Origin of the sequence: Flavobacterium sp. (assembly GCF_046073885.1) — a bacterium.
Taxonomy (GTDB): domain Bacteria; phylum Bacteroidota; class Bacteroidia; order Flavobacteriales; family Flavobacteriaceae; genus Flavobacterium.
The window spans coordinates 36,482-51,334 of sequence record NZ_JBJTND010000014.1 but is presented as its reverse complement, the minus strand read 5'-3'; the positions used below and the strand labels follow the sequence as shown (position 1 = coordinate 51,334).

Genomic DNA, 14,853 nt, shown 5'->3' with positions numbered 1-14,853 from the left:
GGTTTTGGAATTGTTAATCACTTGTAAATCATTAAAAAATACCCGTTGGGTGTAATTAGTTTTTGATGATGATTTTTCGTCAGTTTGACTGTTTTTCGATAGAAAATCGTATGAAGAACAATTAAAATTATTATCAAAAATAGTTTTCGGATGATTTTTTGTTCAGTTTTACAATATAAAAAATACTCAAACTGACATTTTTGATAATTACACCCAACGGGTTAAAAAATCTAAATTTCTATAAAAAGACGGGCTATATAGTTCGTTTTTTTGTTTTTTTTCACCCGTAAACGCTAGTAAGTCTCAAATAGCCCCAACATGAACAGCGGCACCCTCCGCACCTCTTGTTAGGGCTTTTTTAGTATCAAAATCCACGATAATGGTATTTTAAATTACCGCCCTCATGTACACAATTTGGCTAATTTGCCCCTCATCCCTATGATGGTTTAAACAAATAGCCACCATGTTTCTGAGTTCGCTACCCAATGTGTCACTTTGAAACACTTAATTTCCTACCTAAAAAAAATATTTTTCAAAAAAAAGTCCCAATTATGGGGCTTTTTCTATTTTACATCATTTAGTACGCCTGAAAGCGCATCTTTTAATTTTTTCATACCTACTAGGGCATCAACAAAAGAAAATGATAGTTAATAAAAAAAGCTAACTTATAAATACGATTCAATAAAGTCCCATTGTGAACTTAGTAGTAGTGTTGTGGTTTTTTTGTAGTTAGAGTAAAAATACGCAATCTACTTAAAGTAGAGTAATTTAGTTTTACAAAGTAAATTAATAATTTGTAGTCGTTTGTAAGTGTTTGCAATTATTTAAATAATATATATATTATTGATAATTGCTTGAATATGCAAGTTATGCGAAAGCCTAAAACCGACATCACAACATAAAACTGACAAATAAGAAATATGGCGACAATACATTTTTTAAACGTATTAGAAGGAGATTGTAACATAATCCAACATGACTCTGGACGTGTTACAGTTATGGACGTAAGTAACGCTTACAATGACGAAGATACAGCAGTAGAAAAAGCTGTAAAAGTCTCAAAAGAAAGAGAAGAAATGCGGAACAGAACTTTTGTTCCATCAAACAAGAAAAATTATCATCAAAAGAAAGACCCTGATAATCCAATCGACTATTTAAAAAACAAACTAAAGGTCAAAGATATTTTTAGGTTCATAATCTCTCATCCAGACATGGACCATATAGACGGCATAAAAGACTTGTTTGATGAATTTGAAATCACAAATACATGGGATACTGATAATGATAAATACATAGACTTGACGGGGTTCTTTGCTGGCTACAACAAAGAAGACTGGAAATTTTATAAAAACTTAAGAGCAGGAAAAATAACAAGTACCAAAAGACTTACATATTTCTCAAAAACGAATAATCTGTATTTCAACGAAGACGATATTACAATCTTATGTCCTACTGCGGAACTTGTTAAACTTGGCAATGAAACAAAAGACTACAATGATTCTTCCTATGCAATATTGTTCACTCCACCAAAAAAGAACGGTGGTAAATGGAAAATACTCTTAGCAGGAGATACTCATGATGATTCATGGGATTACATTTTGAAAAATCATAAAAGTGATGTTTCCAATATTGACATCCTGTTTGCACCACATCATGGGAGAGATTCGAGTAGAAATTATGATTTTTTAGACACCCTTAAACCAAAGGTAACACTATTTGGAAATGCAAGTTCTGAGCATTTAGCATACACAAAATATCCTGAAACACGAATATCAAATAATCAGGCAGGTTATGTCATCCTAGATATTGCTGTTGACCAAATAGAAATTTTTGTAAAGAACTTTGAGTTTGCAAAAGACTTTAGATTAAATCCCAAACGTAATTGGACTGCTCCTACTTATAATTCCGTTCATAAAGCATATTTACTCGGACAATTAAACGCATAAAAGTTATGGCTGTAAACACTTATTATTTAAAAGCTAGGTTATTTCCCACAGTATTGACATCAATACCAGCTTTAATTCTTTACAACAAATTTGTTGCTTCACTATATCATGATAAACTCGAAAATATTTATACCGCACTTCCGACAATCACCGATGTGATTTTTTCAGGTGCAATAATCTTTTTGCTTGTTCAAATAAATCGGTTCCTATCTAAAGAGATATTTCAAAGACTTTATTTCAAGGGCGAAATTAATATGCCAACAACAAACTTATTGCTTAAATCAAATAATGAACTAGAAACAAGCATAAAGCAAAAAATTGAAGATAAAATAAAAAACAAGTTTGACATTACTTTACTTTCTTCAACTGAAGAATCGGCAGACGAACCAAGAGCAAGAAAACTAATAGCGACAACCGTTTCACAGATTAGAAATGTTCTAAGAGACAACTCTTTACTACTACAACACAATATTGAATATGGTTTTTTCAGAAACCTAATTGGTGGTTCATTCTTAGCGTTTGTAATTTCACTAATTATTCTTATTTCTTCGCATTGCACTGGTGACATTGCAACAAGAAATTTGGGTTTTATTTTAACCTCAATATACTTTTTACCAATTATACTTAGCAAAGTTATTATAAACAGATACGGAAAATATTACGCAAAAATTCTTTACGAACAATTCTTAACAATCTGACATGGAAACGGACGACAGAAAAAGGCCATCGCATAACAGCACCTACCCAAAAGGCGGGGTTTTCCAAAGACAGTTTTGTGGTTAATCAAACATTAGTTTTTTAAATCAAATTTTGTGGTAAAAGTCCCGCCCTTCGGGTAGCTGCAAAACGTTGGCAGTAATTTTAAATCACAAACCGTATAATAAACATATGAAAATTAAAGTTGGGGAATATGATATTTTAGATTCTGGAACGATTGTCAGCATCGAAGATGAACCAATAGATTTTGTATTGGTAGAAAATATTGGTTATACTATAAGAGTTGTTTTTGAAAATGATTCTGAAGACAAAAGTAGCCGAATGAAAGGAGTACCTTTTGATAAGGTTGGTGCTAAATTAACATTAATAAATTTTAATTCCATTGGAGTTGGAAACATTAAACCATTACAAATAGGGACATTAAATTATAGAGAATTATTTCTAAATTACAGAGTATATTCACTTGATAAAGGAGCAAAAACATTTCATTATACTTGGCTTTTAGGAAAGGAGGTTAAAAATGGCAATTAATCACTCTGAATCAACTGGACAGGCAAACATAGCAAATCTTAATACTGCAACTCAACAGACTCATATACATATTGATCTAAACAAAACTTTTTATAGCATTACTGCCACTGAATTGCATATAATTGAAGAAGGAAGTTCTTCAATTTGGAAAGATGTCACATTAACCGGTTTAGGAATTGGAATACCATGTTGTGTAAACTCTTTTATAGAATTTCAAAAAATAAATGCATTCAATTCCGAGATTTTTTGGAATGGATTAATTGGTGGTATTTGTAGTGTTGTAGCATTCATTTTTGGAATCATTTGGTTAATATCTAGTAATCCATGTAAAGAATTAATTACAGAAATTAAACAACGTCCGTTATACATTGTGTAAAAAAAAACTACTGCCAACAGCTGTTTCTAATAATGATTAGGTTTTGTATTTATTAATAAAACTGAATTTTTGAAACTGAATTTTAGTAATATTTGTGATAGTTAGTGTCGAAATTACGCCACTGCCTGAAGCAGCAAAACGTTAGGCAACATATCCAGAAACCACAGTTATGAATTTATATATTGACACTAACATATTTCTGACATTCTATCATTTGACAAATGATGACCTTGATGAGCTTAAAAAATTAGCTATCCTAATAGAAGATGAGCAAATAAGTTTATTACTTCCTGAACAAACAAGAAATGAATTCTTACGAAACAGAGATAAGTCTATTAACGATGCAATAACAACTTTAAAAGAACAAAAAGTTACATCAAGATATCCTCAAATTTCAAAAGTCTATGAAGAATATGTTTTACTTCAAGAAGCATATAAAAGCTTTGAAAAACACAAAAATAAAATTATTTCAAAAATAGAAAGTGATTCGAAAGACTTCAAACTAAATGCAGACATATTAACCTATCGAATTTTTCAATCAGCAAAAAGAATAGAAAATTCAACAGCTTTGATAGAAAAAGCAAAAATGCGTTTTGATTTAGGAAATCCGCCAGGAAAAGGGAAATCATATGGTGATGCATTAAATTGGGAAGCACTTATGGATTATGTATATGAAGATGAAGACCTTTGTCTCGTGTCTGACGACCCTGATTATGCTTCATTATTGGACAAAAAAGAACTGAATCTTTTTTTAAAAAACGAATGGGATAAAGAGAAAAAATCAAAAATACATTTCTACAAAACTTTGTCGGAATTCTTTAAAGACAAATTTCCCGAAATCACATTATCAGATGAATTAGAAAAAGAATTGTTAATCAAAAGTTTGGCCGAGGCAGGTTCTTTTATTTCTGCAAAGTCTAGATTGGCAAAACTTTCTACTTATACTGAATTTACAAACAAGCAATTAAATGATATCATAGAGATTGCAGTAACAAATAATCAACTTTATTGGATAGCGAATGATTACGGAGTCGGAGATGTGTTGCAAAAGTTAGTTTCTAGAAAAAAAGACAAAATAAATCCAAAGCTTTTGGAAGAGTTTAATTCATTATATGATTTTGAAAATGAACCCAAAGAAGATTTGCCATTTTAGATTCGTCGCCTAACAGCGGTTTAGCAAAATGGGGGCATTATTGCTAAATTGTGCATTTGTACTTCTATCGACATTAGTACTAATTTGAACATTCGTACTTCTAAACCCAGCCTTCGCAAAGCCCCAAAACGTTTTGTGAAATTTTAATAGCGACTATGCCTACAAAGAAAATTACAATTGATAGTAAACCGGTAGTTATTCATAAAGCAACTATAAATCCCGATTTCAATAAGAAATCAATATTAGTAGACAATCCTTGGGAATATGTTGAGTTGTGGATTAAAAGACAAAACAACAGTAACGCATTATTCTATTGGCAGCAAGCACATGGATTTTATGAAGCCACTAAACAATTACCCAAAACATCTTCTCCCTTAACTGCATATTATTGTTTTTTAAATGCTACAAAGGCTTTGCTTGAAATCAAAGGTATTTCATATGCCGATAGACATGGAGTAACTGGAAGTTCTAGTGGTGTATGTTCTCTATCAAACGAAACTATAAAATTTCAAGCAAACGGAATATTATCTGAATTGAGTAGATTGCTAGGAGAACCTGTAAATGGTGAATCATTTACATTCAAAAATTTAATCTACAATTTATCTTTTATACATAGAGCTTATACTCTAACATATAGTTCAGATCCAGAGTTATTTTATCCTATTATTAACCCACACTTTGTGAAAATTCAAGGTCAAAACCATGCTTTTTTTACTGCTGAAATAAAATCTGAATTTTATAAAAATCAAATAACAATAAGAAAATTGCCTGCAACTCTTGAAAGAGATATGGGGCATACAGACAAATGGGTGATTAGAAAAATAAATAGATTTCAATGGAGAACAGGCGTGGCAAATAAAAATGCAAATCTAACTAGATTAACAAATTATCACAAGCTAGTTAGAAAAGATATACACTTCATTTATGGAACAACAGATTTGTGGTACTTTAAAAGAACAGGTTTTGGTAATTCAATTGATAAGTGTCCATTAACAATAACTTTTGCATTGATGCATAGATTGAGTGAATTATCTAGATATGATCCTATTAGATTAAAAAGACATTTTGAATGTCAACATAACTGGCTACTTTCGGAGTTTATCAATCTGGCTCCTTCACAATTTATTTATACAATCGCATGCGAAATAACTGGTCAAGAATTTAAAATACCTGGAATAAGAAAATAATACTTCACACAAAAGCGGTTTTGCGAGATTGCGAATTTATTGGTAAATTCATGTTCACGTTTCGCATTGAACTTTTTACTTAAATAGAAAACATGCAGTCACGATTTCTTGCACTTCGTGTAGCCGCAAACCGTTGTGCAGCCGAGTAAAAACGTAAATAGCTTATTAATCTATATATATTTAAATTTTTAAAAAAATGGCAAGACAATACAATTCAGACCGAAGTGGAAATTCATTTTCGGAAGAAACAAAAAGAGCTGTATGGAGTAAGGCTCAAATCGTTTCAGGTTATGATTCAAATAAAACAAGAAAAGATTTATGTGGTGCTTGGATTAATTGGGATAAATATGGTAACACTACTGAAAATGATAGTGGTTGGGAAATTGATCACATTAAACCTGTTTCAAAAGGGGGAGGAGACGAATTAAATAACTTACAACCCTTGCAATGGCAAAATAACAGGAAGAAAGGAGACGATTATCCTGCTCCGAATTATTGTGTTATGTCAGCAAAATAATTAAATGACTATGACGCTATATGATAAAGAAGGTAACTTAGTTGCTTATATTGACAACACCTCCGGGTGGCTCTAAAGTATATGTGTTATTTTAACAATGATCAGAAAACGCAGATTCATACTCCCACTCACAATTTAAAAAAAACCACAACTTTTGAGTTGTGGTTTTTTTATTGAAAATAGCGTAAAAATACGCAAAGCACTTAAAATACAGCATCATAATTTTACGCATAGTTAGCTTCAAAAGTTAAAGTTGATTTTAATATATATGAAGATTATGAGCGTTACTTATTGACCTACTCTTTATTGATGTTTAGGCAATGCATGTTAGTTTCCCATAATTAGAAAACGAAAAGTATTACTCACCGATTAACTAATTGAAAAGGTACATATTCAAGAAATTAGTTTTAGAAATATGCTAGAAAATAGCCTTTAAAAAGGTTTGTGATATTAAAACTTTTGAGAACTAAATACATGTATAAATACAAAATAGGATTAATAATAAATAAGTTATAATGATAAAGTATTATTTTTTTATACTTTTATTTTTAAGTTTTTCTATACTTTCTGCACAAGAAAAACTAACTAAAGAGGAAAGAGTAAGACGAGAGAAAAACGTAAAAGCAGGAAATCCCTTTGTAAAATATGGCTGTAAGGCTCCAGTGGCTACCTTAAGCAAAGGGAAATACCTAGAGGTACATGATTTAGATAGTATTGTTATTATAGGAACCACAAGATGGCACGTATATAAGAAAATAATTGTAGGAGAAATTATGATTGATAGTTTAAATTTAGATGCTCAGCCTACAGGTGATGTTCCTGGAATGTGGATGTCTCCCGATCCTTTAAGTGAAGAATACCCAAGTTGGAATCCGTACAATTATTGCTTTAACAATCCAGTTCATTTTGTTGACCCTGATGGAAGGAAAGCAATTGACAATGATGATACATATGGATTAGATAGTTGTGGGAATATTACACGCTTGGATAATCAGAAGTACTATGAAAATGGTAAAGAAGTAGATAAACTTGTTAAAATAGATAATAATAATAGGCAAACTGAAAAAGCTGTTACTGTTCCAAAAGGAGTATTAGGGAATCAAAAGACAAAAACGGACTACGAGGGAGTTCAGTACGATTATTTTAAAATAAAAGGTAATGCTAAAGCAAAAGAAGTATTTGAATTTGCAGCTACTAACACAGATGTAGAATGGACTCGGATAGGTTTTGATAGGTCATCTAATTATATTGGAAGTTCGCACGAAGGAACTACTGATTCAACTGGTCCTGCTATATTGGCGGATATGATAAATAATGGTTTATTTCCTAACAGTCATGATCATAGTCATCCAGAAAAATATACGGTTGGTTATGTTTATGGGCCTTCAGGATTTGAACCAGGTGTAGTCGGAGACAAACAGTTTGCGGGACAAGTTCAAGCTGTACGACCTAAAATGACTTTTAGAGTCTATATTGTTAAAGATAAAACTTATTTAAGATATGATGGCACGAGAAAATTTTAATGTAAAAGCTAATTTTTACTTTTTATTAGCGATTTTATTTGTTTTTACAAACAATGCTTTTTCACAAAATTTTGAAATTTGGAAGTTAGATAAATTGAAAATTGTAAATCCAAAAATATTTACTGTACTGGATACTATTTACAAGTTTGAGATGAGTTCAAATCCCGAAATATTGATATTTATTTTAAACATAAATGATAGTTACGATAAAATTGAAATAAAAGCAGCATTGCTGAATAGAAGTGCTTTTAAGTGGTATTTTTATGATAAAAAAATAAACGTGTTTGGGGTAACAAACTATAATGGAATTGATGTATTAGTTTTTGGAAATAGAAGTTCTCTTTTTTTTGAAAAAAGGATAAAGGTAGATTTTCCCATTTTCAGAAAACAATTAAAAGTGAATCGTAAAAAAAATAGATTTGCACCCATATATGATTTTTTTGTTTGGGTCTACTATTTGAAAGATAACAGATTTATTTTAGATAAAAGAGGTAGTTTTCCCATTTGGTAAAGTTCCAAATTTAGTGATAATCGTTTTTTTTAATTGTTAATCATTAATAAAATCTAAATTTCTTTAAAATTACAGTCTAAATAAAACGTTTTTTTTGCATCACTACTAACGTAACCGATAGCTTGTCTTAAATAGCTCCAACAGGAACAGCGGAACATTACGTCCTTCTTATTTGTTTTTTTTTATTTTAACAACGTAAAATTACTTAACGATTTGGATCCTCAGTCTTTTATTTTTATGTATTGTTTCAACATGAAATAATAAAAACTTGTATTCTAATAATTTTAATATCATTATCAACTATGTCACAAGAGAAAAAAGTAAAAACCTACAACCAATCTCGTAGCGCTGTAACTGGTAGATTCGTATCAACAAATTTTGCCAAGGCAAACCCAAGTACTACCTATACCACAAAAAGAAAGAGATAATCTTCTTCTAAAATGAATAATATGTAGGAATAAAAACCAAAGATTGGATGATATTATTATTCAATTACATAGGTCTTTTTTAATTGAAAAATGTAAAAAGATTAAAGGTTTGTGATTGAAATTCAATTACATAAAATCGCTATTTATTCCAGCTGTAAGAGTGTTTTTTATATCTATTTTTTTAAAGCCCCATGAAATCACTTTTTTTTCTTTTGGTTCCGTTATTCAATTTTTCACAAGTAGGATTTTCTAATGCACTACAATCCAATCCAATTCAATATTTCGGAAATCAAGGAATTGGAATTCCAAGTACTATTCATCCACCAAATCCAATAAATATACTTTTCGGAGCTGATGAACAAAAGTTAATTGAACAACAAAACCAACAATTAATTCAAGATGCGCAATACCTCCAAAAAGACAAACTTGAATCAAAAAACTTAATAAATAAGGACAACTACGAAGATAATATAATCGAAAATATTAAATACAGTTTACCAAGTTATTCAAAAGTAAAAGGTTCCGAATTTTACAGACAAGTTTTTTATGAAATACAAACTTTAAATCCAGAAAACTATTCTATTAAAGATATAAACTTTAAAATTGAAAATGCTTTCTTTGAAAACAAATTACAAAAGGAAGAATTTGACAAATTGATAAAACAAACTGCTGATTTTATTATTGCAAAAACTAAGGAACTACATTTTGACATAAATAGTAATTCTGTTAAAAACTTTATGCTCTTTAAATTCTTTACAGAACCAACACAAGTTAAGGGATTTAAAGAAAAACATTTTCCAATTAAGTATGATTTTGAAGATTATTCGGGAGATAAGAATTGGAGTAAAATGTTTGTATCTAAACTATTAAAAACTAATACAGGGCAATGTCATTCAATGCCATTGCTTTATTTAATACTTGCTGAACAAATTGGAGCAGTTGCCTATTTATCCCAATCCCCAAATCATTCTTACATTAAGTTTCAAGACGAAAAAGGAAAATGGTACAATTTAGAGTTAACCAACGGAATGTTTACCGTTTCATCATTTATTTTAAATAATGGTTTTATTCGTTCTGAAGCAATTCAAAACAATATTTACATGCAGAGTATGACAAAAAAAGAATTGCTATCGCAATTCTTCACAGATTTAGCTTCTGGATACATACATAAATATGGATACGATGAGTTTGTAGAAAAAATAATAGACAAAGCTCTTGAACTTAACCCTAATAGCATTACTGCGAATTTAAATAAAGCAAATTTAAATACCGAAACTTTTAAATATGTGGTTAAGCAATTAAAACTCACAAAAGAAAATAAAGAGAACATTAAAAAATATCCGAGAGCTATAGCATTACTCAATAAAATGAAAAAACAATACAATAAAATAGATGATTTGGGTTTTCAACCCATGGCATCAGAAGCTTATGAAAAATGGCTAGGTTCTTTAAAAAAAGCCAAAAATAAGCAAGACAGTGAAAAGTTAGCCAATCAGTTTAAAGTATTAGTAACCAAAAAAACAAAAGGTTAAAATGACAAAATTTAAAATTATACTGTTATTATTTTTATTTTCTAATTTATATACTACGGCACAAAATATAGAAATACAAGAAAAATTGTTTTACAAAAGCTATGATTTACTTAAGAGTATGCTTATTGATGAAAATAATTATAGTTTTAAAAAAGCCGTATTTTCTGTCGAAAATGCTTATTTAGATAACAAATTAGATACCCTTTTTCTTAACAAAGAAATTAAGTTTTTAAACAATTTAAGCAATTCAATTATTAACGATAGATTTTTAGCATATGTTGAAAACGATAAGGCAACAGTAAATAAATGGGCATCTGTTTTTGAAGTTATGCATGATACGATTCCTATAAAAATTGATGATACATTATATAATTATGTGCCTTTTGGATATGATTTTAACGATGTTTTTGGACATAAAACAAGAGAAAATCTATTCGTTTCAAAACTACTTACCACACGAAAAGGTAATTGTCATTCATTACCTTATTTATACAAAATTTTGTGTGAAGAATTAGGAGTTACAGCAAATTTAGCTCTAGCGCCTAATCACGTTTATGTTAAACTTAAAAGTGTAGCAGAAGGATGGTATAATACGGAACTTACAAGTGGGATTTTCCCAATAGATGCTTGGATAATGGCATCTGGATATGTACATATTGATGCAATTAGAAACGGAGTATATATGAAAGCTTTAAATAATAAAGAAAGCATTGCGCTTCTATTAATTGATTTGGCAGATAATTACAATTCAAAATTTCCAGATAATGATGGTCTTTTTATTCTTAAATGTTGTCAAATGGCATTAAATGAATATCCAACTTTTGCAACAGCTCTAATTCTTCAAGCTGAAATACATAAAAAATTAATGAAAGCTGAACTTATTACGGATAAAGCAAAAGTGATGCTTGTAGCCTTAGAAAAGGAATACGTTCATATTCATGAAATTGGCTACAGAAATATGCCTGAGGATATGTACTTCAATTGGTTGGTTACATTAAAGACGGAAAGAACTAAATACGAAAATAAAAATTTAAATAACTCCCACAAAAAATAAGTTTTTATGATAAAATTTTATTATTTTACACTTTTATTTTTAAGCTTTTCTATGCTCTCTGCTCAAGTAAAACTAACTAAAGAAGAAAAAGCAAGACGAGAGAAAAATATAAAAGCAGGAAATCCTTTTGTAAAATATGGCTGTAAAGCACCAGTGGCAACTTTAAGTATAGGGAAATACCTAGAGGTACATGATTTAGATAGTATTGTTATTATAGGTTCAACAAGGTGGCAAGTTGATAAGAAAATAATTGTGGGAGAAATTAAGATTGATAGTTTAAATGCAGATGCACAGCCATTAGGGGATGCCGCCGGAATATGGATGTCTCCCGATCCTTTAAGTGAAGAATATCCAAATTGGTCACCTTACAGCTATACAATGGACAATCCAATCAATTTAATTGACCCTGATGGTAGGGATATTGAACCAGCAAGAAATCAAGCTGGAACAATCCAAGAATCTATAAAACAATGCAGAGATAAAGGATTAAAGTCAGTAGGAGATATAATGCGTTATATACAATCTGACAAAAACGCAATACGATATGTTTATACAGAAAAAAATGGTTGGATAGATTTACAACATTATTATGCCACTATTATATATGGAAAAGTACCTATGGATGCACTAGAGCCAGCTAGTGGTAACAGCATATTGCAAAAATATGTATTTGGAGAAGGAGCGGATAAAAGCTATTATTCTTACGAGGATTTACCTTCAAATAAGTTTGGTAGCGAAGCAAATATATATAAATTAGAATATAGAATTAGTCCTAATGGAAAATACAAAACAGAAGTTGAAACTTTAAAGACAGGTGAAGATTTGTATAAGTCTATCGAGGGACAATTTAAAGGAGCATCAGCTAGAAAACCTGAAAATGCACCAAATTACAATCAGATACCATTTGATGATCAAGATCGAAACCGATTACCCGAAAACTATACACCAAAACAACTAAATTCGGGTGAATATGTCCCTCAAAATCATACAAGCAAACCGTATAATCTTAAAAATTTTCCAGCTGCAAATACTAGTTTAGACAAGTCATAAAGTTAATCTATCTAAAATGAAATTAATAGTATCAATATTAGCAATGGTTTTATTTACAGCAATATCTTGTTGTAATAAAAATTCAGAAAATGATTTTATGAAAAACGAAAATGATTTTATAAGAATGCAAAATATATTGTCAGATAATTATCCTTTATTAAGAAAGTTAGATTCTAATAAATTTCACAATAATGTAACATTATATCCAAATGAGTTTAAAACAAAATGTACATTTTTGAAAAAAGTAGATCTAGATTTTATTAGTCAAGTATTTGATAATAAAATTATAAAATACATAAGTATTTATGATAAAAATTGTATTAGTTTTATACTAGAAACCAACTCAGGATACATAAACGGAAATGTTGATTATATAATTTATTCAGTTGATATTAAAAATTTTATAAATGAAAAAAGTATGTATTCTAAAGAAATTAAAGAAGAAAAAATGTTAAAAAAAAACTGGTATTATTTAAAAAGAAGAATAAGTTTATCAAATTAAAAACTAATTAATTGCTAAAAAAAAACTTGCAATTTGCATGTTTTTTTATGCTTTATAATTATAAAATTTATTCTTTCATTAAGTTAGTTAGGTTGACTTCTAATTTTTTCTTGGTAATAGTCATATCATGATTTTAAAAAGAAGTTATTTTAGTTACATGATATTGTATGAACATTCTATTATTAAAATTATTATAAATAAGAACTTATATTTTTTCAGGTATACCTGGGTATACCTGGGTATACCTGAAAAAATATTAATATAGAACTTATCTACCAAGTAATATGGCTCCAATTAGAGCAATAACCCCAAGTTGATTAAATGAATTTGAAACTGATTTTAATTGCTGTATTTCTTTTTGTAGTGCAACATTTGTTTCAATAGAATTTGGTGTTATCTTTTTTGTTTCTAATTTAGATTGATTTTGAATTCCTCCTCTAGTATATTTTACTTCAATAGGATGATCTTCTTGTTTAAGAAATTTTTGTTTAATTTTCTTTTCGTTAAGCATTTCTTGTTCAAGATATAGATCCAATCTTGATATGATCCATTCTGATAGACTTAAGCCAGCTTCCTCGGCTTTTTTTCTGTAAATTTCCTTTTGACTTGCAGTTGCTTTACCACAAACATTGAAGTTTTTAAAATTGTTTTGTTCCATTTTGTTTTTTTTTTATGTTAATGATAACAAAATTAATAAAAAGTTTGTAATAAAACAATCTTTTATTTATTTTTGACAAAAAAATAAGACTATGATATCTATAGAAAATTATAAGGACAACCCAGAGATGGTAATTAGTAATTTACTTGTAAAGCTAAATGAACGCGTTTTTTTAAAAACTGAAATTGATGTAGTTTATTCCGACTTGGTTAATTGGGAACGATCTAATCTTTTAAATATTGGCGGAAATTCAGATAAAGGTGATTGGAAAAGGTTAAATTATTTCGAATACGTATGGCTAAAAATAATTCAGGAGTTGCGAGTTTTTGGCTTTAGCTATGAAGAAATTGAACAATATAAAACTGAATTAATGTCTGAAATTACTTTAGATGAGATTATGATAGCTAGTAAAATTGATTTGGATAACATAGAAGAACAGCTTGGCAAAAAAGTAATAAATGATTTAAATTTAATTGAAAATTCGGGTTATGATGAAAGCGAAAAATTAGGTATTAGTCATTTTGAAATAATGATTACTCGTATTATTGGTTCAGGAGAAAATTGGTCATTACTTTTTTTTAAGGATATTCCAGGTTTTTTTTTCCCACTATCAGTTGAAACATTAAGAGCATTTGATAAGAATGAAAGAACAGATATACCTCAAGAATTATTATCAAAAACATTTCTAAGTATTTCATTAAGTGAAATAATTGCTAAATTTTTGGTAGAAGGTAAAAATGCATTTGAGAAAAAAACTATTTCAATATTAACCAAAAACGAACATAGTTTATTAAAACATATTAGAAAGGGATATGCAAATGTAAAAAGTATTAAAATTAGATTTAGGAACAAGGAAATGGAGTTACTTGAAGTTACTTCATTAAAGAAAGTAAAAATGGAGGCTCGACTTTTAGAGTACATAAATAAGGGAGATTATCAATCTATTTCAATTGATACAGTAGATGGGAAAATTGTAAATTTTGAAAACACACAGAAAATAAAATTATAAGATACTGAATAAATTAGATCAAGCGTAAAATAGTAAGCTTATCAGAAAAACTGAAAGTGAAGCACATTTTTTAAAATGTGGTGTTGTTTGAAAAGTATAGAAAAATTTTAATTAAAAAGAATCCAAATTTAACAAAGGAACAAATTGAGAAAATTTTGG

General features: G+C 29.2%; 16 protein-coding genes. 15 read left to right on the top strand and 1 reads right to left on the bottom strand.

All coding sequences use genetic code 11. The features are described 5' to 3' along the window. Positions 1–920: 920 nt before the first annotated feature. The 14 genes from ACKOWY_RS02265 to ACKOWY_RS02200 all read left to right on the top strand — a co-directional run bounded on the left by ACKOWY_RS02265 (position 921) and on the right by ACKOWY_RS02200 (position 13,027). Positions 921–1,946: a ComEC/Rec2 family competence protein gene (locus ACKOWY_RS02265; protein ID WP_408939819.1), complete on the top strand. Its 1,026-nt coding sequence runs from the start codon at positions 921–923 to the stop codon at positions 1,944–1,946. A 5-nt stretch (positions 1,947–1,951) separates the two neighbouring features. Then, a complete protein-coding gene (locus ACKOWY_RS02260) occupies positions 1,952–2,644 on the top strand; it encodes a hypothetical protein (RefSeq protein ID WP_408939818.1) in 693 nt (230 codons plus the stop codon). 190 nt (positions 2,645–2,834) lie between these two features. Beyond that, complete coding sequence (locus ACKOWY_RS02255; RefSeq protein WP_408939817.1) at positions 2,835–3,194, top strand: DUF6864 domain-containing function; 360 nt, start codon at positions 2,835–2,837, stop codon at positions 3,192–3,194. Then, a complete protein-coding gene (locus ACKOWY_RS02250; protein ID WP_408939816.1) occupies positions 3,184–3,570 on the top strand; it encodes a hypothetical protein in 387 nt (128 codons plus the stop codon). The genes ACKOWY_RS02255 and ACKOWY_RS02250 overlap by 11 nt, the downstream gene beginning before the upstream one ends. 169 nt (positions 3,571–3,739) lie before the next feature. Then, complete coding sequence (locus tag ACKOWY_RS02245) at positions 3,740–4,723, top strand: PIN domain-containing protein (RefSeq protein ID WP_408939815.1); 984 nt, start codon at positions 3,740–3,742, stop codon at positions 4,721–4,723. Positions 4,724–4,878: 155 nt separating this feature from the next. Continuing rightward, positions 4,879–5,910 carry a YaaC family protein gene (locus tag ACKOWY_RS02240; protein ID WP_408939814.1) on the top strand — a complete coding sequence of 344 codons (1,032 nt, stop codon included), beginning with the start codon at positions 4,879–4,881 and terminating at the stop codon, positions 5,908–5,910. 196 nt (positions 5,911–6,106) lie between these two features. Continuing rightward, positions 6,107–6,427: an HNH endonuclease signature motif containing protein gene (locus ACKOWY_RS02235; protein ID WP_408939813.1), complete on the top strand. Its 321-nt coding sequence runs from the start codon at positions 6,107–6,109 to the stop codon at positions 6,425–6,427. 515 nt (positions 6,428–6,942) lie between these two features. Then, entirely contained in the window at positions 6,943–7,950 is a 1,008-nt protein-coding gene (locus tag ACKOWY_RS02230; protein WP_408939812.1) for a JAB-like toxin 1 domain-containing protein, read from the top strand. A 94-nt stretch (positions 7,951–8,044) separates the two neighbouring features. After that, entirely contained in the window at positions 8,045–8,461 is a 417-nt protein-coding gene (locus tag ACKOWY_RS02225) for a hypothetical protein (RefSeq protein WP_408939811.1), read from the top strand. Positions 8,462–8,763: 302 nt separating this feature from the next. After that, the gene (locus ACKOWY_RS02220; protein WP_408939810.1) at positions 8,764–8,889 is read left to right on the top strand and encodes a hypothetical protein; all 126 of its coding nucleotides are present in this window, start codon (positions 8,764–8,766) and stop codon (positions 8,887–8,889) included. Between the two features lie 191 nt (positions 8,890–9,080). Continuing rightward, positions 9,081–10,421, top strand: a complete 1,341-nt coding sequence (locus tag ACKOWY_RS02215) for a hypothetical protein (protein WP_408939809.1) — start codon at positions 9,081–9,083, stop codon at positions 10,419–10,421. Position 10,422: 1 nt separating this feature from the next. Continuing rightward, positions 10,423–11,475: a hypothetical protein gene (locus ACKOWY_RS02210; protein ID WP_408939808.1), complete on the top strand. Its 1,053-nt coding sequence runs from the start codon at positions 10,423–10,425 to the stop codon at positions 11,473–11,475. A 51-nt stretch (positions 11,476–11,526) separates the two neighbouring features. Further along, positions 11,527–12,525 (top strand): hypothetical protein, encoded by a 999-nt coding sequence (locus ACKOWY_RS02205; RefSeq protein WP_408939807.1) that lies wholly within the window; start codon positions 11,527–11,529, stop codon positions 12,523–12,525. Positions 12,526–12,541: 16 nt separating this feature from the next. Continuing rightward, a complete protein-coding gene (locus ACKOWY_RS02200) occupies positions 12,542–13,027 on the top strand; it encodes a hypothetical protein (protein ID WP_408939806.1) in 486 nt (161 codons plus the stop codon). A gap of 268 nt (positions 13,028–13,295) precedes the next feature. Here the strand turns inward: ACKOWY_RS02200 and ACKOWY_RS02195 are convergent, their stop codons facing one another. Further along, positions 13,296–13,685: a hypothetical protein gene (locus ACKOWY_RS02195; RefSeq protein ID WP_408939805.1), complete on the bottom strand. Its 390-nt coding sequence runs from the start codon at positions 13,683–13,685 to the stop codon at positions 13,296–13,298. 91 nt (positions 13,686–13,776) lie between these two features. Here ACKOWY_RS02195 and ACKOWY_RS02190 point away from each other — a divergent pair, with 91 nt between their 5' ends. Next, positions 13,777–14,694 (top strand): hypothetical protein, encoded by a 918-nt coding sequence (locus tag ACKOWY_RS02190; protein WP_408939804.1) that lies wholly within the window; start codon positions 13,777–13,779, stop codon positions 14,692–14,694. Positions 14,695–14,853: the final 159 nt, after the last annotated feature.